Origin of the sequence: Ideonella sp. (assembly GCF_041287625.1) — a bacterium.
Classification (GTDB): domain Bacteria; phylum Pseudomonadota; class Gammaproteobacteria; order Burkholderiales; family Burkholderiaceae_C; genus Ideonella.
In genome coordinates, this window is record NZ_JBGGNH010000056.1 from 91,741 (window position 1) to 109,976 (window position 18,236).

Below are 18,236 nucleotides of genomic sequence, written 5' to 3' on the forward strand. Positions count from 1 at the left end.
CACCCTCGTGGATCAGTATCCCTTTGCCTCTTCGGGCAACAGGCCTTGTGCAAAACGCGCGATGGCCTTCTGCTCGTCCTTCATCAACCTGCCGTTGGCGATGCGCCTCACCCACCACGGCAAAGGCCTGACCTTGCCGCCCGTGGCCGCAGCCAGCACAAAGGCCTTCGCGCATTTCTCGAACAGCTCGGCATTCAGCGCCAGCCGCGTCGCGGTGCTGCCCAGGCACACCACGCGGCCCTGCAGCAGCAGCGCGTTGCCGCCGCCCGCCACTGCGCGGCCCAGCTCGGACACATCGTCGGCCGGCGGCCCCATCCGACCCAGATGCCGCGCCTGCTCGTCGAACGCGGTGGGCATGGCGCCGCCAAACTCGGAAAGGCACAACCCGAACGGACCCCCTCCGATGGCGATGGCGCCCACGTCCGGCCGCAGCTGGTAGAGCGCCGCATGGGTGTCGGCGTCGTCCGGCCACGCGGCCGGCGCATTCACGCCTTGCCACGAAAAGCAGCGTGGCATGCAGGCGCCGGCGCTGTTCCACCACATGGCTTTTTCACCGGGCAGGCGCAGCGAAAGACTGGCGCTGCGCTGGCCGGCTTCGCCCATCACGCCGCGCGCCTGCAGCCGCTCGAACAGCGGCCACCATGCGGCGTCCAGCTCAGACGCAGCCAAAGACATCGTCGAAGCGGTTGAGCGCGTCATCGATCACCTCGTCGGTGTCGGCCAGGCTGGTGTAGATGCGGCTGCCGGCCAGCGTGACCAAGCCGTGCGCGGTGTAGGCCGCGCCCATCTCTTCCATCATGTGCTTGCGCGCCTTGGCCTCGTCCTTGGCACGCCAGAGCTTGTAGAGGTTGCTGGTGTCCATCAGCAGCACGCCCGAGGTCTGCAGGTGCACGATGGAGCCCATGTTGTAGACCACGTAAGGCAGCGCGCGGCGCTGGATGATCTCCTCCAGCCCCTTGCGCAGCCGGTCGCCGGCCCGGCCGGCCACGCCGGCCGCGTCGCAGCGCTGCGCTTCCTTCAGCGCGTAATAGCCTGCCACGCACGAGAGCGGATTGGCCGATAGCGTGCCGCCGACAAACGCCCGCCGCGCGGTGGTGCCAATGCCGCCGACCAGCAGCATCATCACGTCCTTGCGGCCGCCGATGGCACCGGCCATCGGATAGCCGCCCGTGAGGCACTTGCCCAGCACCGTCAGGTCCGGCGTGACGCCGAAATACGCCTGCGCGCCGCCCATGCCAACCCGGAAGCCGGTGACCACCTCGTCAAAGATCAGCAGCGCGCCAAATTCGTCGCACAGCTTGCGGACCTCGGCGTTGTAGCCCGGATGAACCGGCCGCGTGCCGCTTTCCGGGCCCAGCGGCTCCAGCAGCACCGCCGCGGTGCCGCCGCGCAGGCGGTTCCATTGCAGCTTGCGGCGCAGCGCGTCCAGGTCGTTCGGGTGGCATTCCTGCGTGTGGCCGGTCACGCCGTGCGGAATGCCGACGGCCTCCATGCGGCCGGTGCCAGGCAAGCGCATGCCGTAGACCAGCTGGTCGCTCCAGCCGTGGTACGCGCCACCGATCTTGACGATCCATTTCTTGCGCGTGTAGGCCCGCGCCAGCCGCACCGCGCCCATCACCGCCTCGGTGCCCGAGCCCAGCAGCCGCAGCATCTGCACGCCCGGCATCACGCTGCAGACGAGTTCGGCCAGCTTCACTTCGTATTCGTGCAGCAGCCCGGTGACCGGCCCGCAGGCGTCCAGCACCTCGTTGACCTTCTGCCGCACCGCCGGGTGGTTGCTGCCCAGCAGCGTGGGGCCGCCGGCCTGCAGGAAATCGGTGTAGCGGTTGCCGTCCACGTCGGTCAGGTGCGCGCCTTCGGCCTTGGCGACTGCGAGCGGAAACGGATGGTTGAAGGCCAGGTTGTGCTGCACGCCGCCCGGGATCACCGCCTGCGCCCGCTCGGCCAGGCGCTTCGAGCCCTGGCAGCGCTCGTCGAAGTAGCGCATCATGCGCGCCATCTCGGGCGGGCGGATCGGCCGCATCGGCTGCTGGACCAGTTCGCTGAAGCGGCGGTACAGCGTGCCGACCTCGGGCCAGGCCGAGATCGCCGGCCGGGGAGACGGCGCGGCGGCGGGAAAAACAATTGGGTCGGAGCTCAGCGCACTCATGGCATCGGATCGATCATCGGTTGCGCAGACAGTGCGTTCAGCACCCGTGTCAGCGCGGGTTGCAAGACCAGGTTCTCAGCGGCACGTTCGGCAATGCGCCGCGCCAGCTCGGCATGGGCCAGGGCCTCCAGGTCCTCGACCGCCTGCATCGCCTGCGCCATGCCGGCGCCGCAGCAGAGGATGCCGTGGTTGCGCATCAGGTAGGCGTGCACGTCCGGCCGCAGTGCGCGGCCCAGCATGGCGGCGAGCCAGCCCGTGCCCGAAGGCGCATAGCCGACCACCGGGACGCGTTGGCCCAGCGAGCCGCGCAGCGCGGGCGGCACCGCCAGCGGCTGGCCCAGCAGCGCGCAGGCGCTGGCGACCGGCTGGTGCGTGTGGATGCTGCAGCCCACGTCGGGCCGGGCGCGCAGGACACGCGCATGCAGCCCCGTCTCAACCGACGGTGCACGCTCGCCTTCGAGCTGCACCAGGTCGGCCAGCCGCAGCACCGCCACGTCGGCAGCGCCCATCGCGTGGTAGTCGGTGGCCGACGGCGTGACCGCGAAGTGTTCGGCGTCGATGCGCAGCGCGAGGTTGCCGCCGGTGCCGGCGAAAAATCCCTTGTGCGACAGCGCCAGGCACAGGTCCACCACGGTCTGGCGCACGGCAGCGTGTTTCATGCGGCGGGCTCCAGCGCCGCGGCGACCGGCGAAGCATCCGGCCTCGGCGTGTTCAGCCGGCGGTACAGCGGCGCGAGCCGGGTGCGCACTTCCTTGAAGGTCTCGAACTGGTCCTGGTGCAGGCGCTGCAGTGCGAGGTTGGGCGCGTAGGTCGCGCGCACGCGGCGCAGGCCATCCAGCTCGTCGAAGCGCAGCTCGTCCAGCGCCACCGCGGCAATGAAGGCGGCGCCGATGGCGTTGGCCTGGATCGGGCTGGCGAGCTGGCGGATCGGCTGGCCGGTGATGTCGGCCATGATCTGGCACCAGACGTCCGACTGCGCGCCGCCGCCGACCGCGGTGATGCTGCCCACGTCGCGGCCCAGCAGGCGCGCAAACGGCTCCAGCATCCAGCGTGTGTTCAGCGCCACGCCTTCGAGGAAGGCGCGGAAGATGTCTTCGCGCGAATGCTCCAGCGACAGGTTCAGCAGCCCGGCGCGCAAATGCGGGTCGTCCACCGGCGTGCGCTCGCCCAGCAGCCAGGGCGTGTAGATCAGCCCGCGCGCGCCGGGCGGCACGCGCGCGGCGATCTTGTTCATCAGCTCGTAGACAGCAGGATGTTCCTCGTCGTTGGCCAGCTCGTCCGGGTGGTAGAGGATGCGGTCGCGCAGGAACGACAGGTTGGCACCGGCGGTCGATTGCAGCGCCATCGCCAGGTAGCGGCCGGTGACGGCGCAGGGCACGGCCGCCAGCTTGTGGCGCACATCGGTCTTCATGTTCGGCACATGGGCGCCGAGCCAGGAAGAGGTGCCTAAATACAGGTGGGTCTGATGGTCGCCCACCGCGGCGCCGACCGCCACCGCCGAGTTGTCCATCGCGCCGGCCACCACCACGGTGCGGGCCGGCAGGCCCAGCGCCGCGGCGACGTCCGGCAGCAGCGGACCGAGGATGGCGGTGGACTGGACCAGCTCGGGCAGCTTGTCGGCGTCGATGCCCAGCATGCGGATCAGGCCGGCGTCGTAGCGCAGCTTGCGCACGTCGCGGTTGTCGGTGACCCAGGCGGTGAGCATCGCGTCCTGCGTGGCGCAGCAGCGGCCGGTGAGGCGCAGGTTCAGGTAGTCCAGCGCATTGAGGAACTTGAATGTGCGGGCGTAGCGCTGCGGTTCTTCGTCGCGGATGTAGGCCATGTGGCCGGCGGCGTCGCGGCCGGTGGCGGACGGCGCGCCGCCGGTCAGCCGCAGCCAGCGCCACAGCTTCAACGGCCCGTAACCTTCGATGTTCAGCAGCTTGCCGCGCGCGCGGCGGGCAATGGCCGCGGCGCCGCGCGAATCCAGCCAGCTCATCGCCGGGCCGATGGCCTGGCCTTGCCGGTCCACACAGACCGTCACCTCGGTCTGCGTGGAGCAGCACACGGCCACCACGCGCGCGCGCCGCGCCGCATCCGCCGCCAGCAGCTCGCCCGCGGCGCCCAGCAAAGCGGTCCACCAGTCCTCCGGCTGCTGCTCGGCCAGCGCGCCCTGCACCCGCAGCGCCACCGGGCGGAAGGCCCACGCGATGACCACGCCGTCCAGCGAGACCAGCGCACATTTGCAGCCGGAGGTGCCGAGGTCGACTGCGAGGATCAGGCGTGCATCGGAGAGAGGTGGCATGGACAGCGGTCGAACAGCAGACGGGAACGGTCAGAAGCGGCGCAGCACCGAGACGACAAAGCGGTTGTCATCGGTGGCGCGCAGCTTGCTGCCGTCCACCGCGAGGTACAGCTCACGCGCCTTGGTGTTCGTGGTCATCCAGTCGGCGTTCCACTCGAAGCCCCATTGCTTGTGGGTGATACCAATGCTGTAGTCCGAGAAGTCGGCTTCCTTGAAGTGCTTGATCTTCTGCAGGCCGGCATGCAGGTTCAGCGTGGTGGCGGGCGCGAGGTTGAACTTGTAGCCCAGGTCGAACAGCCAGCTGCCGCGCGAGTTCTGGTCGCCGCGGGCGTAGCAGGCCAGGCCGGGCGTCGGGTCCGGGTTCAGTGCCAGCATCGTGCCGCAGACGCCGCCGGTGTCCGCGCCGCGGTAGGTCTTGGAGATGACGTTCAGCACCCGGCCTTCCAGCGCGCCGTAGTTGATCTCCAGCACCGCGAACTTGCTGTTGAAGTTGCTGCTGCGCACGTCGGTGGGCGTGAAGGTGTTGAAGTCGAAACCGTGCGGTGCTTCGAACTTGGCGCCGGGGAAAAACTCGGTCGCCAGGCCCAGGCCGAAGTGCCAGCCTTCCGGGTCGCCGAAGCGGTAGCCGCCGGCCACCGTGAAGCCCAGGCCGTCGCCTTCGAGGAACTGCTTCTTGCTGACGGTCGCCACCTCGACCAGGCCGATCAGCCCGCTCTCGTGCGCCGCCTCCACGCTCAGGCGCAGGCCAGGCTTTTTCAGCGAATCGGAGATGCCGCGGGTGCGCTGGTCCGAGCTGAGCTTCAGCGAGGTGTCGACCGCGAAGCTCGCGGTGTCGGACTCGGCATGCGCCGGCAAGGCCGCGGCCAGGGGCAATGCCAAGGCGGCGATGAGCAAACGGGGCGTGGGCATGGGTGTCGTCTCCTCCGGTGGGTGAACAGGTCAGGGTTTGCAGACCGGGGCCGCTGGCAGCGCAGCAACCCGCTTGAGCAGTTCGGTCTGGCCCAGCACCTCCACGCCCACGAAGGCACGGATCGCCAGGTCACCCGACTTGACGCGCACGGCGCCCTTGTATTTCTTCTTGTCGCGCGGGTCGTAGACCCAGCCGTCGCGCCAGGCCTCGTTGTCGTAGCGCGCCAGCTGGGCGATCAGCACGCCGCAGGTGTCGGCCGGCGTGCCGGCGTCCTTGTCCCAGACGATGCGGCCGCACAGCGCGCCGGCCGGCTCGGCACAGGGCTTGAACTCGATCACCGCGTCTTTCTCGGCGGTCATCCACAGGCCCTGGGCCTCTTCCGGCCCGGCCGCCCGACACGACGCGCCGGCCAACGCAGACAGCAGCACACACGGCACCCAACACAACATCTTTGGCATCGCAACGCTCCAGGCTTGACGTGAATCAGAGGGTCATCAAGTAGTCATGGCTAGTTTATAGCGATGACTATCGTTTGTGTCTACTGTCCTGGCCTGCTTTCGCTGGGACAATCCCGTACAGCCCCGCCAAACCGATGCCTTCGACCCGCAAACCCGCGCCTTCCCTGGCCACCAAGAAACAGCCCGCCCAGGCGCGCGCCACGGAGACCTACGAGCGCATCCTGGAAGTGACGGCGCAGACGCTGGCAGACGTTGGCATCGAGCGGCTGTCCACCAACCTGGTCTGCGAGCGTGCCGGGCTCACGCCGCCCGCGCTGTACCGCTACTTCCCGAACAAGTACGCGCTGCTCTCGGAGCTGGGCCAGCGGCTGATGCAGCAGCAGAACGCGCTGGTGGGCCGCTGGATCAGCGTCGAGCTGTTCGCCGGCAGCCCGCAGGCGCTGGAAGACGCGGTGGCCGGGCTGGTGCTGGACACCTACCGTGTCACCGCGCAAACAGTCGGCGGCGTGTGGATCATGCGGGCGCTGCGCGCGGTGCCCGCGCTGCAACAGGTGCGCCTGGCCTCGCACGCCGAGGTCACCGCGGCCCAGACCGAACTGCTGGCCCAGGCGCTGCCCCAGGCCAGCAAGGCCGAACTGCGGCTGGCCAGCCGCATCGTCGTGGAGCTGATCTACGCCACGGTGGAAATGCTGTTCGACGAGGCGCTGGACGAACAGGCCGTGGCCCGCACCGTGGCCGGCATGCTGCTCAGCCACCTGGAACGCATCCGGCCGGGTTCGGCTGCGTCGGGCTTCAGGTGAGCCTATTCGGGAGAATTCGGCGGCGGATTTTCCGAACCGCGTCGGCTTTGACGCGAAACGTCCGGTCGCGGCGAGGAACGCTCAGCTTCAGGCGGCCGCGGGCAACCACAGGTCCAGCATGCTCTCCAGCGCAACACGGGTGACCGGCTTGGCCAGGTAGGCGTTCATGCCGACGGCGATGCACTGCTCCATGTCGCCCGAGATCGCACTGGCGGTGAGGGCGATGATCAGCAGGTCGTTCAGCCCGGCTTCGCGCAGCCGGCGCGTGGCCTCGAAGCCGTCCATTTCCGGCATCAGGCAGTCCATCAGCACCAGGTCATGGTCATCGCGCAGCGCCATCTCCACGGCCTGCCGGCCGTTGGCCGCCTCGGAGACTTCGAAACCCAGGTCTTCCAGCATGGCCCGCGCCACCATCGCGTTGACGGCGTTGTCCTCGGCCAGCAGCACGCGCCGGCCCTGGAAGCGGCGCGGCCGCTCGGCCGGCGCGGCCGGTGCCTGGGCCATCGCCACCGGCAGCGCCGACTCGGCGGCCAGCGTCATCGGCAGGGTGGCCAGAAAGACCGAGCCACGCCCCTGCTCGCTGCTGGCCTCCAGGCGCCCGCCCATCAGGTGCACCAGCTCCTGGGCGATGGCCAGGCCCAGGCCGGTGCCGCCGTAGCGCCGGGTGGTCGAGCGGTCGGCCTGGCTGAAGGGACGGAACAGCCGCGGCAGCGCCAAGGGGTCGATGCCGATGCCGCTGTCTTCCACGCGGAACTGCAGCAGCGCCCTGCCCGGCTGCTCGCCCGGCAGCGGGCGCACCGCCAGCCGCACCTGCCCGGCCTCGGTGAACTTCAGTGCGTTGCTGAGCAGGTTGGACAAGACTTGCTGCAGCCGCACCGGGTCCCCCAGCACCGCGGGCGGCAGGTCGGGCGACAGCTCGCCCACCAGTTCGATGCCCTTGCGCCGGGCCTGCACGCCAAACACCTGCAGCGTCTCGTTGACCAGCCCCCGCAGGTCCAGCGCAATCTCCTCGAGCTCGACCGCGCCGGCCTCGATCTTGGAGATGTCCAGCACGTCATTGACCAGCTTCAGCAGCAGCTCGCCCGAGCCGTAGGCGGCCTGGGCCATCTCGCGCTGGCGCGGCGTGAGCTCGGTGTGCAGCAGCAGGTCGGCCATGCCGAGCACGCCGTTCAGCGGCGTGCGGATCTCGTGGCTCATGCTCGCCAGGAAGGCTGACTTGGCACGGTTGGCATCGTCTGCCGCGGTGCGCGCCTCGTTGGCCTCGCGCTGGGTGGCCATCAGCTGGCCCAGCGCCAGGGTCTGGCGCGTCAGCAGGCGGTGCACGGCGGCGGTCAACGCGAGCAGCGCCACAGTGGCCGCGAGCATGAAGGCGCCAATCCAGGCGGCGCTTTCGCGCCAGCGCGCCAGCACCAGGGTCTCGGAGCCGGTGACGGTGACCAGCAGCGGGTAGGCCGGTGACATGGTCGCGGTGACGATGCGCAGCCGGCTGTCGCTGGGGTCGCTCGCCCGCGGGCCGCGCAGCACCTCGGCCACCGTGCTGCCGGCGGCATTTGGCATGGCGGCCAGGCGCTGGGCCACGCCGGGCACCGGTTGGCCCATCAGCGCGTCGCTGGTCGGATGGCGGGCCAGCACCCTGCCGTCGGGGCGCAGCAGCGTCAGCGTGGGCTCGCGCTGGGCCAGGTTGATGGAGCGGTAGAACTCGCCGAAATAGTCGCTCTCGATGCCCACCAGCGCCAGGCCGATCATGCGGCCTTGCGGATTGGCCACCTTGCGCACGATGTAGAAGGTCCAGCTGCCGTTGGCGCGGTTCTGCACCGGCACCGACAGGTAGAGCTTGAGCGCGGGGTCGGCCACGTGGGCCGCGAAGTAGTCGCGGGCGCCGAGCTGGATCTGTGGCGGCGGGAAGCTGCGCGAGAAATTGATCAGCTCGCCACCAGCCAGCGCGACGCTGATGACGTCGACCTGCGGCAGGTCGGCCTGGAGCTGCTTCAGCTTGGCAAAGGCCTCGGGCGTGCCCATCAGCCGGCGCAGCGCCGCTTCGTCGGCTGGCTGGGCCCGCTCGGCTTCTTCGACCACCCGCTGCAGCACCGCGTCGGCCGCGGCAATCGTCTGGTCGGCATGCTGGCCGGTCAACCGGCACAGGGCCGACAGCGAGCGCTGCCAGTCGGCCAGCGCGTCTTCGTGCGCCCGCCAGATCGCCAGCCCGCCGAGCGCCCAGGCCGACGCGATCAGCAGCCCGCTGGCGCCCAGCAGCAGCCATGTCCAGCGCATGCCGCCACGCTGGGGCGGATCTGCCTTGATCGTCATGGGCATGGGGGACGGCTGGTTCGCGCGTTTTTAACGTTTTGCAGCTTTTCCGCGTTTTCCATTTTTCACCGCGGACCCGGCAGGTCCGGGGCGCTGAGGGTCAACGGTTGTAGCACGCTGCTGCCGGGCCTGTCTGCCGGGACGCACCCGCTGCGCCCGCCCACCGTCCCTGCACCCGCCCGTGGCTGGCCAGATCTGGGCCGGATTTGCGGCTTTGTTCCGCCTTTGGCCGCTCAATGAAGAAGCCCACCATGCCGATACATGCAAGAGCCGCGTGGATTCCGGTGCCAACGCCGTCGGCAGCACCGGATCCCCTCACTCTCACCCGAATGAATCCGACAGAGGAAATCAGGATGAACCGCAAGCAATGCCTTGCCACGCTCGTGGCAATCTCCAGCCTTACCTTGGCCAGCACGCTGCCGGCCTTCGGCAACGAGCTGCCCGCCGAAGTCCAGGCCAAGGTCGAGAAGGCCAAGAAGCGGCTGGTCGAGCTGGCGGCCAATCCCACCGTGGTGGCCGCCGCGCGCGAAGCCAACGGCCACGACGGCGCCGGCATGACCAACGGCAAGTGGGTCGACCTGACGGACGCCGACCCGGTGATCAAGAGCCTGCTGGCCAGCAAGGTCAGCGTGCAGATCGCCAAGTGGGAAACCGAAGACGACACGGTCAACAAGCTGGTACTGCGCGACCAGAAAGGCAACCTGATCGGCGCCAGCATCCGCCCGCTGATCTACAACAACGCCAGCCGCCCGGTGTTTGCCAACCCGATCAAGGGCCAGGTCTGGGCCGCCAACGAGATCAAGCCCGACACCTCCACCCAGATCCCCAGCGTGCACGTTGCCGCGCCGGTGATGGATGGCGGCAAGGCCATCGGCGTGTTGCAAGCCGGTGTGACCGCCAAGTAATTTCGCAGGAATCAACCATGCGTGCCCGGACACCGGGCCGCATTGGAGGAACGCATGTTCAAGAATCTGAAAGTGGGCGCCAGGCTGGCGCTCGGCTTCGCCGCGGTGCTGGCACTGATGGCGGTGATCAGCGCGATTTCGCTGAGCCGGCTGTCGGCCATCAAGGCCGACCTGGCAGCGGTGACGGGCGAGGCGCCCGAGCGCCTGGCCAGCAACCTGCGCGACCTGGCCCGCTACCAGGCGATCGCGCTGCGCGACGTGGTGATGCAGGACGACGTGGCCTTCAAGAAGAAGGAATTCGACCTGATGAAGAAGTCCCGCACCGAGTACGAGCACACCGCCCAGACCCTGGGCGCGATGCTGACCGAACCGGCGACCAAGGCCGCCTTCGACAAGGCCGCGGCCGCCCTGCTGGCGACCAGGGCACCGATGGAAAAAGCCATCGACAAATCCATGGCCGACGACATGCCCGGCGCTTCCGAGACCGTGCGCGAAGAAGTGCGCCCGGCCCAGCTGGCCCACGTGGCCGCGCTGGACCAGGTGGTGGAAGCCGTGCAGGAAGCTTCGCGGGTGCGCAACGAATTGGCCGACAAGGCCTACCAGCGCGCGGTGATGCTGATCGTCGGCCTGTCGGTCACCGCATTGGTGCTGGGCGTGCTGATCGCCTGGCAGATCCAGCGCAGCATCACCGGGCCGCTGAACATCGCGGTGGCCGTGGCGCAGGCGGTCGCGGGCGGTGACCTGTCGCGCGTCATCAGCGCGCAGTCGGACGATGAAGTCGGCCGCTTGCTGAAGGCGCTGCAGACGGTCAACACCGATCTGGGCCGCACGATGCTGCAAGTGCGGTTTGCAGCAGAAACCATGCAGACAGCGTCGATGGAAATTGCTGCCGGCAACGCCGACCTCAGCCAGCGCACCGAGCAGCAGGCCTCCAGCCTGCAGCAGACAGCCTCCTCGATGGAGCAGCTGACGGCCACCGTGAAGAACAATGCCGACACCGCCCGCAGCGCCGCGCAGATGGCCAGCTCGGCCAGCGCCGCCGCGGCCAAGGGTGGCGAGGTGGTGGCCCAGGTCGTCACGACCATGGACGCCATCAAGGCCAGCTCGCAGAAGATTTCCGACATCATCGGCACCATCGACGGCATCGCCTTCCAGACCAACATCCTGGCGCTGAACGCGGCCGTCGAGGCGGCCCGCGCCGGCGAGCAGGGGCGCGGCTTCGCGGTGGTGGCCAGCGAAGTTCGCGCACTGGCCCAACGCTCGGCCCAGGCCGCGCGCGAGATCAAGACACTGATCGGCGCCAGCGTCGAGAACGTCGAAAACGGCGCCACGCTGGTCAGCACCGCCGGCACGACGATGAGCGACATCGTCGAGCAGGTGCAGCGCGTCACCGACCTGATCGGCGACATCAGCAGCGCCACGCAGGAGCAGACCACCGGCATTGGCCAGGTCAGCCAGGCGGTGGTTCAGCTGGACCAGGTCACGCAGCAGAACGCCGCGCTGGTCGAGCAGAGCGCCGCAGCATCCGAAAGCCTGAAGCAGCAGGCCGGCAAGCTGGTCGACGTGGTCAACGTCTTCACGCTGGCGCCCGGCGCGCATGCAGTGCCGGCCTGACCGTTGCAGCGGCAAAGCCGCAACCATTCGAAAGCCGTGCCTCGCGAGGGGCACGGCTTTTTTGCTTGGTGATTACCCTCGTTTCATCTCAAACCGAGATAGCTGCTATCGGCGCTGAGGGCTGGAAGCGTCAGGGCAGCGGCAGAACAATGCGGCGGCGGACGGCTTTGACACCGCGGCCGTCGGCTGCATCGCGCCACGCACTGGCGTTGCCGTCTCCGTCCACTGATTTCCCCTCCGAGGACACCCCATGATCATCGACGTTCACGGCCACTACACCACCGCGCCGGCCGCGCTCGGCACCTGGCGCGACCTGCAGATCGCCGGCCTGAAAGACCCGTCCAAGGCGCCCGACGCCAGCAGCCTGAAGATCAGCGACGACGAAATCCGCGAGTCCATCGAGAGCAACCAGCTCAAGCTGATGAAGCAGCGCGGCTCGGACCTGACCATCTTCAGCCCGCGCGCCAGCTTCATGGCCCACCACATCGGCAACTTCAACACCTCGTCGACCTGGGCCGCGATCTGCAACGAACTCTGCTACCGCGTCTCGCAGCTGTTCCCGGACCATTTCATCCCGGCAGCGATGCTGCCGCAGTCCCCCGGCGTGGACCCGGCCACCTGCATCCCCGAGCTGGAGAAGTGCGTCAAGGAATACGGCAACGTCGGCATCAACCTGAACCCCGATCCTTCCGGTGGCCACTGGAACAGCCCGCCGTTGAGCGACCGGAGCTGGTACCCGATCTACGAGAAGATGGTCGAGTACGACATCCCGGCGATGATCCATGTGAGCACCAGCTGCAACGCGTGTTTCCACACCACCGGCTCGCACTACCTGAACGCCGACACGACGGCCTTCATGCAGTGCCTCACGTCCGACCTGTTCAAGGACTTCCCGTCATTGAAGTTCCTCATTCCACACGGCGGCGGCGCGGTGCCCTATCACTGGGGCCGCTTCCGCGGGTTGGCGCAGGAGCTGAAGAAGCCGCTGCTGAGCGAGCACCTGCTGAACAACATCTTCTTCGACACCTGCGTCTACCACCAGCCCGGCATCGACCTGCTGACCAAGGTGATCCCGGTGAAGAACATCCTCTTCGCCAGCGAAATGATCGGCGCGGTGCGCGGCATCGACCCCGAGACCGGCCACTACTACGACGACACCAAGCGCTACGTGGCGGCCACCGAGAACCTCACCGACGAAGAGCGCTACCAGGTCTACGAAGGCAATGCGCGCCGCGTCTTCCCACGGCTGGATGCCGCATTGAAGACCAGGGGCCTCTGAGCGCCTGAGGGCGCTGAAGCCGGGGCAGCGAGCGCTCTCAAACCTGCTCTGGCTGGCCGCTGTGCAGCGAGCGCCGCATGGCCTGTCCGATGCGGGTCGCTGCCGTGGCATCGGCCAGGCTCAGGCCGGTGGGCGGGCCACCACGGCAGGCCTGCACGAAGGCGTCCAATTCGTGGCGGAACGCCTCGTGGAAGCGCTCGAAGAAATCGGCCACAGGCCGGTGGTGCACGCCGCTTGCATCCCGCGTCTGCACGCGGTCGCGGTGGGCCCCCACGCCCACGCTGAGCACGCCCTGGGTGCCGATGACCTCGGTGGTGGTCTCGTGGCCATGCGGCATGGTGCGGCTGGCGTACAGCACGGCCCTGGCGCCACCCTCGAACTCGATGATGGCCATGCCGTTGTCCACGTCGCCGTGTTCGGCCAGGTCCGGGTGCAGCGCGATGGTGCCGCTGGCGAACACCCGCAAGGCGCGCGGGCTGCCGAGCATCCAGCGCGCCAGGTCGATGTCATGCACGCTGCAGTCCATGAACAGGCCACCCGAGGTGGGGGCAAAACGCACGAAGAAGCCGGCCGGGTCGTGCATGTCGCAGGTCTGCGAGCGCACCAGGAACGGCCTGCCCACATGGCCGGCCGCGATGTCGGCCCGGGCCTGGCGGTAGCTGGGGTCAAAGCGCCGCACAAAGCCGACCATGGCCACCAGTTCAGGGTGGCGCGCGGCCACGGCCTCCACCCGCTCGCAGGTCTCCACCTCCAGCGACAGAGGCTTTTCGACGAAGACATGCTTGCCCGCTGCCAGCGCCGCCATGGTCTGCTCGGCATGCAGGGTGGTGGGCGTGACCAGCACCACCGCGTCCAGCTGCGGGTCCTGCACAAAGGCCTGGAAATCGCTGTGCAGGGTCTCCACGCCCAGCGTCTCGTGCGCCCAGGTGCGTTCCTCGGCGATGGGGCTGCAGGCCGACACCAGCCGGGCGCCGGGCGCATGCCGGGCCAGGTGCTGGGCGTGGCGCTGGCCCAGCCGGCCCAGGCCGGCAATGCCCACGCGCAGCGGCGCGCCCGCTGAAGTGGCCGCGCTCACAGCGCCACCACCTGTCCGCTGGCCAGCGACTGGGCCGCGGCGTCCGCGAGCTGCTGGGCTGCCACGCCATCCTCGATGGTGGTGCGAAAAGCCTGGCCGGATTGCAGGCACTCGAAGAAGTGCGCCAGCTCCAGGCGGTAGGCTTCGCGGTAGCGCTGCAGGAAGAAATGCTCGGGCTTGTCGCCCCGCACGCCGTGGGCGTCGGACTGCACGACTTCGGTGGGCCGGTGGTTGCCACATTGCAGCATGCCGGTCGAGCCCAGTACCTCGAAGCGCTGGTCATAGCCATAGGCTGCGCGGCGGCTGGTGTTGATCTGCGCCAGCCGGCCCTTGCGGGTGCGGATGGTGACCACGCTGCAGTCGATGTCGGGCACCTCGGCAATGGCCGGGTCCACCAGCACCGAACCGGTGGCGTAGAGCGTGGCCGCTTCGTCGCCATCGCCGCAGAGGATCCAGCGGAAGATGTCGAAGTCGTGGATCAGCATGTCGCGGAAGATGCCGCCCGAGCCGCGCAGGTACTGGGCCGGCGGCGCGCCCGGGTCGCGGCTGGTCACCACCAGCATCTCCGGCGCGCCGATCTCGCCACGCGCCAGGCGCTGCTGGGCCTCGTTGAACGTGGGATCGAAACGGCGCTGGAAGCCGATCATGCAGGCCACGCCGGCGGCCCGCACCGCCTGGGCGCAGGCCTGGGCACGCGGCACCGAAAGGTCGATCGGCTTCTCGCAGAAGATGTGCTTGCCGGCCGCTGCGGCGCGGGTGATGAGTTCGCTGTGCGTGTCGGTGGGCGAGGCAATCGCGATCACGTCGATGCTGGGATCGGCCAGCACCGCCTCCGGGGTCGAGACCTCGGCGCCAAGCTGGCCGGCCAACTCGGCGGCTTGCGCGGCCATGGGGTCGCACACGCTGCGCAGGCGCACGCCGGGCAGCGCTGCCAGGTTGCTCGCATGGATGCGGCCAATGCGGCCGGCGCCGAAGACGGCGACATTTTTCATGGGGTGTCTCCTCTGGAAAAGTGGGGGAAGTTGCGCGTGCAGCAGCCGGCCGGCCATGCGCGCGGCGGGTTGCTCACGCGCCAGCCGAAGGGTGGTAGTCCAGTTCCAGCCGGTAGGCCAGTGCGATGAAGAGGCTTTGCGCCAGCGCCATCACATTGGTCAGCCCGCGAAAGCCGAAGGTGCTGCTCTCGGTGACCAGCAGCGTGGTGGGGGCCAGCGCCGCCAGCGGGCCCATGCGGCTGTCGGTGATGGCGATCAACCGTGCGCCCTGGGCGGCGGCGGCTTCGGCGGCCTGCATGGTTTCCTGCGCGTAGGGCGCAAAGCTGATGGCGATCATCACGTCGTCGCGGCGCAGGCTGCGCAGCTGGCCCTCGTGCATCGCCCCCATGCCGGTGATGAGCTGGACCGGCTTGTCGGTGTGCTGCAGCGCGTAGGCCAGGTAGGTGGCCACCGGGAAGGAGCGGCGCGCGCCGACCACCCAGATCGCCGGCGCCTGGGCCAGCAATTCCACCGCCTCGCCCAGCGTGGAGGCGTGCAGGTCGCGCTGCAATTCATTCATGCCCGCAATCGCCCCGGCGATGAATTCATAGGCAATGTCGGCGCTGGAGAGCCGGCCCTGGCCTTGGGCGATCACCTCGCGGATGCGGGCCTGGTAGTTGCGCGTGGGGGCGATCTGCGCTGCGATGCCGTCACGGAACACCTTCTGCAGTTCGCTGTAGCCCGAAAAACCGAAGTGCTTGGCAAAGCGCACCACGGCCGAAGGCTGCACCCCACAGCGCGCGGCCACGTCCTGGATCTTCTCCAGGCCCAGGTGGTCGCTGTGCTGCTCCACATGCTGGGCAATCAGCTTGAGCTGTTTGCTCAGCGAGGGGTACTCGGTGGCAATGCGCTGCAGCAGTGCATTGACGGGATGTTCCGCATCGGCGAGGTCGGAAGGGCCGGAAGAAGGCGCGAGTGGGGCGGGCAAGACTGGCATCGGAAGGTGGGCGGACGGGCCGACAAAACGGTTCGCATGATAGGTCGCCCGGTGGAAATTTAGAAATCATTTTCTAATCGTTATCCACTAAGAATTTTTTTTCTCTTCTGCCTAAACTGGCGCCGCGGCAGGCCCTGAACAGGCTTGTCCACCATGAGATCTGCAGCCATTCGCAACCCATTGCGAGGAGACAAACACATGAAGCAGTATTCGCTCAGCCGGCGCCTTGCCATCACCACCCTGGTCCTGGCGGCCAGCCTGACCTGCGCTGCCGCCCAGGCCGGCGGCCGCTACGTGTTCATCAGCCACGCGCCGGACTCCGACGCCTGGTGGAACACCATCCGCAACTCGCTCAAGCAAGCCGGCGAGGACTTCGACGTGACGGTGGACTACCGCAACCCGGCCAACGGCGACCTGGCCGACATGGCCCGGCTCATCGAACAGGCCAGCGCTCAGAACTACGACGGCGTGATCACCACCATCGCCGACTTCCAGGTGCTGCAGGGCGCACTGAAAAGAGTCACCGACAAGAAGATCCCGCTGATCACGGTGAACTCCGGCACCCCGGAGCAAAGCGAAAAGCTGGGCGCGCTGATGCATGTGGGCCAGCCCGAGTACGAGGCCGGCAAGGGGGCAGGCGAGCGGGCCAAGGCGGCGGGCGTGAAGAGCTTTGTCTGCGTCAACCACTTCGCCACCAATCCAGCCTCGTTCGAGCGCTGCCGCGGCTTTGCCGAGGCGATTGGCGCCGACTTCAAGAAGAGCACCATCGACACCGGCATCGACCCCGCCTCGGTGGAAAGCAAGACCGCCGCCTACCTGCGCCAGTACCCCGGCACCCAGGCTGTGCTGGCATTGGGGCCGGACGCTGCAGCTCCCGCGCTCAAGGCGGTGCAGAAGGCCGGCCTGGCGGGCAAGCTCTTCTTCGCCACCTTCGACCTCTCCGACGAGATCTCGCGCGGCATCAGGGCCGGCGAGATCAACTTCGCGATCGACCAGCAGCCCTACCTGCAGGGCTACATCCCTGTTGCCGTGCTGGCGCTGATGCACGAAGCCAAGAGCACCGACCTGGCCAAGGCCACCGCTGCGCTGAAGGCCAACCCGAAGTTCAAGGCCAGGCTGACAGCCTATGGCCTGGCGCCCGCATACGGCCCGCGCCACATCGGCTCCGGCCCCGGCTTCGTGACCAAGGACAACATCGCCACGGTCGAGAAATACGCCGGCCAATATCGCTGAGCCCGGCCGCGGCAGCGCCTTGCGCGCCGCGGCATCTTCCCGGTTGATCGACGCACGAGGTTTTCATGAGTGTCCTGCTGTCCACTCCCCATTCGCCGCCCACCCCGGTGGCGCCGGTTCCTGCCAGCGACGAGCGCCTGCGCCAGGTCGGTCGCCTGCGGCGGCTGCTGTCCCGGCCCGAGTTTGGCGCGCTCTCCGGCACCGCGCTGGTGTTCCTGCTGTTCGGCCTCGGCGCCGGCGGCTCGGGCATGTTCAGCGCCGAGGGCATCGTCAACTGGGGCACGGTGGCCGGCTTCCTGGGCATCCTCGCGGTGGGCGCGGCGCTGCTGATGATTGCCGGCGAGTTCGATCTCTCCATCGGCTCGATGATCGGCTTTGCCGGCATGATGCTGGCGATCCCCTGCCTTTACTGGGGCTGGCCAGTCTGGCTTGCCGTGCTGTTCGCCTTTGCCACGGCGATGGCGCTGGGCGGGCTCAACGGCTGGCTGGTGGTCAAGACCGGGCTGCCCAGCTTCATCGTCACGCTGGCGTTCTATTTCATCCTGCGCGGCCTGAGCCTGGCCATCTCGGTGCTGCTGACCGGCAAGACCATCGTCTCGAGCAATGGCGACGCGGTGCTGCACGAACTGATTGCCGCCGACCCGCTGGTGCAGGCCTTGTTCCAGGGCCATGTGCTGACCGGCCTGTTCAACGCGCTGGCCCGGCTGGGCCTGCTGGCCGCACGCGACGATGGCGCGGCGCTGGCCATTGGCGTGCCCAAGGTGATGGTGTGGTGGGCCGCGCTGACGGCAGGCGGCGCCTTCGTGCTGGCCCGCATGCGGGTGGGCAACTGGATCCTCGCGGTGGGCGGCGACGCCAACGCGGCCAAGAACGTGGGCATCCCGGTGGCCCGGGTCAAGGTGCTGCTGTTTGTCTTCATGGCCTTTTGCGCGACCGTGTTCGCGGTGCTGCAGGTGGCCGATGCCGGCTCGGCTGCGGCCGACCGCGGGCTGCAGAAGGAGTTCGAAGCCATCATCGCCGCGGTCATCGGCGGCTGCCTGCTGACCGGCGGCTTTGGCTCGGTGATCGGCGCCGCGCTGGGGGCCTTGATCTTCGGCGTGGTGCAGATCGGCATTGGCTACACCAGCATCGACAACAACTGGTACCGCGTGTTCCTCGGCGGCATGCTGCTGGCCGCCGTGCTGTTCAACAACTACATCCGCCGGCGCGTTGCGCTGGGCCGCTGAGCCGCGCTCAGCCACCACACCGGAGCCG

At 68.5% G+C, this 18,236-nt stretch carries 16 protein-coding genes; 6 read left to right on the plus strand and 10 right to left on the minus strand.

Translation table 11 applies throughout. The annotated features are described in order from the left end of the window. Nucleotides 1-12 precede the first annotated feature (12 nt). Genes ACAH41_RS20820 through ACAH41_RS20845 form a run of 6 tightly spaced genes read right to left on the minus strand, consistent with a single transcriptional unit; the run spans nucleotide 13 to nucleotide 5,801 of the window. Nucleotides 13-675 (minus strand): hypothetical protein, encoded by a 663-nt coding sequence (locus tag ACAH41_RS20820; protein WP_370538447.1) that lies wholly within the window; start codon nucleotides 673-675, stop codon nucleotides 13-15. Beyond that, nucleotides 656-2,149: an aminotransferase class III-fold pyridoxal phosphate-dependent enzyme gene (locus tag ACAH41_RS20825; protein WP_325654278.1), complete on the minus strand. Its 1,494-nt coding sequence runs from the start codon at nucleotides 2,147-2,149 to the stop codon at nucleotides 656-658. Before ACAH41_RS20825 ends, ACAH41_RS20820 begins: the two co-directional genes overlap by 20 nt. Continuing rightward, nucleotides 2,146-2,808 carry a class II aldolase/adducin family protein gene (locus ACAH41_RS20830; protein WP_325654280.1) on the minus strand — a complete coding sequence of 221 codons (663 nt, stop codon included), beginning with the start codon at nucleotides 2,806-2,808 and terminating at the stop codon, nucleotides 2,146-2,148. Before ACAH41_RS20830 ends, ACAH41_RS20825 begins: the two co-directional genes overlap by 4 nt. After that, nucleotides 2,805-4,433, minus strand: coding sequence for an FGGY-family carbohydrate kinase (locus tag ACAH41_RS20835; protein WP_325654282.1), 1,629 nt, complete (start codon nucleotides 4,431-4,433; stop codon nucleotides 2,805-2,807). Before ACAH41_RS20835 ends, ACAH41_RS20830 begins: the two co-directional genes overlap by 4 nt. A gap of 30 nt (nucleotides 4,434-4,463) precedes the next feature. Then, on the minus strand, nucleotides 4,464-5,342 hold the full coding sequence (locus ACAH41_RS20840; RefSeq protein WP_325654283.1) for a TorF family putative porin: 879 nt from the start codon (nucleotides 5,340-5,342) through the stop codon (nucleotides 4,464-4,466). Nucleotides 5,343-5,372: 30 nt separating this feature from the next. Beyond that, complete coding sequence (locus ACAH41_RS20845; RefSeq protein ID WP_325654285.1) at nucleotides 5,373-5,801, minus strand: DUF2147 domain-containing protein; 429 nt, start codon at nucleotides 5,799-5,801, stop codon at nucleotides 5,373-5,375. A 134-nt stretch (nucleotides 5,802-5,935) separates the two neighbouring features. Between ACAH41_RS20845 and ACAH41_RS20850 the strand changes: the two genes are divergently transcribed. Then, on the plus strand, nucleotides 5,936-6,601 hold the full coding sequence (locus ACAH41_RS20850) for a TetR/AcrR family transcriptional regulator (protein WP_325654287.1): 666 nt from the start codon (nucleotides 5,936-5,938) through the stop codon (nucleotides 6,599-6,601). A gap of 87 nt (nucleotides 6,602-6,688) precedes the next feature. Here the strand turns inward: ACAH41_RS20850 and ACAH41_RS20855 are convergent, their stop codons facing one another. After that, a complete protein-coding gene (locus tag ACAH41_RS20855) occupies nucleotides 6,689-8,914 on the minus strand; it encodes an ATP-binding protein (protein ID WP_325654289.1) in 2,226 nt (741 codons plus the stop codon). A gap of 347 nt (nucleotides 8,915-9,261) precedes the next feature. On the opposite strand from ACAH41_RS20855, the gene ACAH41_RS20860 reads away from it, so the two are divergent. The 3 genes from ACAH41_RS20860 to ACAH41_RS20870 all read left to right on the plus strand — a co-directional run bounded on the left by ACAH41_RS20860 (nucleotide 9,262) and on the right by ACAH41_RS20870 (nucleotide 12,706). Further along, nucleotides 9,262-9,813 (plus strand): hypothetical protein, encoded by a 552-nt coding sequence (locus ACAH41_RS20860; RefSeq protein WP_325654291.1) that lies wholly within the window; start codon nucleotides 9,262-9,264, stop codon nucleotides 9,811-9,813. A gap of 54 nt (nucleotides 9,814-9,867) precedes the next feature. Continuing rightward, on the plus strand, nucleotides 9,868-11,427 hold the full coding sequence (locus ACAH41_RS20865) for a methyl-accepting chemotaxis protein (protein WP_325654293.1): 1,560 nt from the start codon (nucleotides 9,868-9,870) through the stop codon (nucleotides 11,425-11,427). Between the two features lie 250 nt (nucleotides 11,428-11,677). Beyond that, nucleotides 11,678-12,706, plus strand: a complete 1,029-nt coding sequence (locus ACAH41_RS20870; RefSeq protein ID WP_325654295.1) for an amidohydrolase family protein — start codon at nucleotides 11,678-11,680, stop codon at nucleotides 12,704-12,706. A 37-nt stretch (nucleotides 12,707-12,743) separates the two neighbouring features. Here ACAH41_RS20870 and ACAH41_RS20875 read toward each other — a convergent pair whose 3' ends face one another. The 3 genes from ACAH41_RS20875 to ACAH41_RS20885 all read right to left on the minus strand — a co-directional run bounded on the left by ACAH41_RS20875 (nucleotide 12,744) and on the right by ACAH41_RS20885 (nucleotide 15,749). Beyond that, complete coding sequence (locus tag ACAH41_RS20875) at nucleotides 12,744-13,781, minus strand: Gfo/Idh/MocA family oxidoreductase (protein ID WP_325654297.1); 1,038 nt, start codon at nucleotides 13,779-13,781, stop codon at nucleotides 12,744-12,746. Next, on the minus strand, nucleotides 13,778-14,773 hold the full coding sequence (iolG, locus tag ACAH41_RS20880) for an inositol 2-dehydrogenase (protein WP_325654298.1): 996 nt from the start codon (nucleotides 14,771-14,773) through the stop codon (nucleotides 13,778-13,780). Before iolG ends, ACAH41_RS20875 begins: the two co-directional genes overlap by 4 nt. 73 nt (nucleotides 14,774-14,846) lie before the next feature. Further along, on the minus strand, nucleotides 14,847-15,749 hold the full coding sequence (locus ACAH41_RS20885) for a MurR/RpiR family transcriptional regulator (protein WP_325654300.1): 903 nt from the start codon (nucleotides 15,747-15,749) through the stop codon (nucleotides 14,847-14,849). Between the two features lie 198 nt (nucleotides 15,750-15,947). On the opposite strand from ACAH41_RS20885, the gene ACAH41_RS20890 reads away from it, so the two are divergent. Beyond that, the gene (locus ACAH41_RS20890; protein ID WP_325654302.1) at nucleotides 15,948-16,982 is read left to right on the plus strand and encodes a sugar ABC transporter substrate-binding protein; all 1,035 of its coding nucleotides are present in this window, start codon (nucleotides 15,948-15,950) and stop codon (nucleotides 16,980-16,982) included. A gap of 65 nt (nucleotides 16,983-17,047) precedes the next feature. Beyond that, nucleotides 17,048-18,208: an ABC transporter permease gene (locus tag ACAH41_RS20895; RefSeq protein WP_325654304.1), complete on the plus strand. Its 1,161-nt coding sequence runs from the start codon at nucleotides 17,048-17,050 to the stop codon at nucleotides 18,206-18,208. Nucleotides 18,209-18,236 lie beyond the last annotated feature (28 nt).

What these genes read in the sequence shown, in the direction of transcription:
- ACAH41_RS20820 (WP_370538447.1), bottom strand. Translation starts at nt 675, where the DNA reads ATGTCTTTGGCTGCGTCTGAGCTGGACGCCGCATGGTGGCCGCTGTTC.
- ACAH41_RS20825 (WP_325654278.1), bottom strand. Translation starts at nt 2,149, where the DNA reads ATGAGTGCGCTGAGCTCCGACCCAATTGTTTTTCCCGCCGCCGCGCCG.
- ACAH41_RS20830 (WP_325654280.1), bottom strand. Translation starts at nt 2,808, where the DNA reads ATGAAACACGCTGCCGTGCGCCAGACCGTGGTGGACCTGTGCCTGGCG.
- ACAH41_RS20835 (WP_325654282.1), bottom strand. Translation starts at nt 4,433, where the DNA reads ATGCCACCTCTCTCCGATGCACGCCTGATCCTCGCAGTCGACCTCGGC.
- ACAH41_RS20840 (WP_325654283.1), bottom strand. Translation starts at nt 5,342, where the DNA reads ATGCCCACGCCCCGTTTGCTCATCGCCGCCTTGGCATTGCCCCTGGCC.
- ACAH41_RS20845 (WP_325654285.1), bottom strand. Translation starts at nt 5,801, where the DNA reads ATGCCAAAGATGTTGTGTTGGGTGCCGTGTGTGCTGCTGTCTGCGTTG.
- ACAH41_RS20850 (WP_325654287.1), top strand. Translation starts at nt 5,936, where the DNA reads ATGCCTTCGACCCGCAAACCCGCGCCTTCCCTGGCCACCAAGAAACAG.
- ACAH41_RS20855 (WP_325654289.1), bottom strand. Translation starts at nt 8,914, where the DNA reads ATGCCCATGACGATCAAGGCAGATCCGCCCCAGCGTGGCGGCATGCGC.
- ACAH41_RS20860 (WP_325654291.1), top strand. Translation starts at nt 9,262, where the DNA reads ATGAACCGCAAGCAATGCCTTGCCACGCTCGTGGCAATCTCCAGCCTT.
- ACAH41_RS20865 (WP_325654293.1), top strand. Translation starts at nt 9,868, where the DNA reads ATGTTCAAGAATCTGAAAGTGGGCGCCAGGCTGGCGCTCGGCTTCGCC.
- ACAH41_RS20870 (WP_325654295.1), top strand. Translation starts at nt 11,678, where the DNA reads ATGATCATCGACGTTCACGGCCACTACACCACCGCGCCGGCCGCGCTC.
- iolG (WP_325654298.1), bottom strand. Translation starts at nt 14,773, where the DNA reads ATGAAAAATGTCGCCGTCTTCGGCGCCGGCCGCATTGGCCGCATCCAT.
- ACAH41_RS20885 (WP_325654300.1), bottom strand. Translation starts at nt 15,749, where the DNA reads ATGCCAGTCTTGCCCGCCCCACTCGCGCCTTCTTCCGGCCCTTCCGAC.
- ACAH41_RS20890 (WP_325654302.1), top strand. Translation starts at nt 15,948, where the DNA reads ATGAAGCAGTATTCGCTCAGCCGGCGCCTTGCCATCACCACCCTGGTC.
- ACAH41_RS20895 (WP_325654304.1), top strand. Translation starts at nt 17,048, where the DNA reads ATGAGTGTCCTGCTGTCCACTCCCCATTCGCCGCCCACCCCGGTGGCG.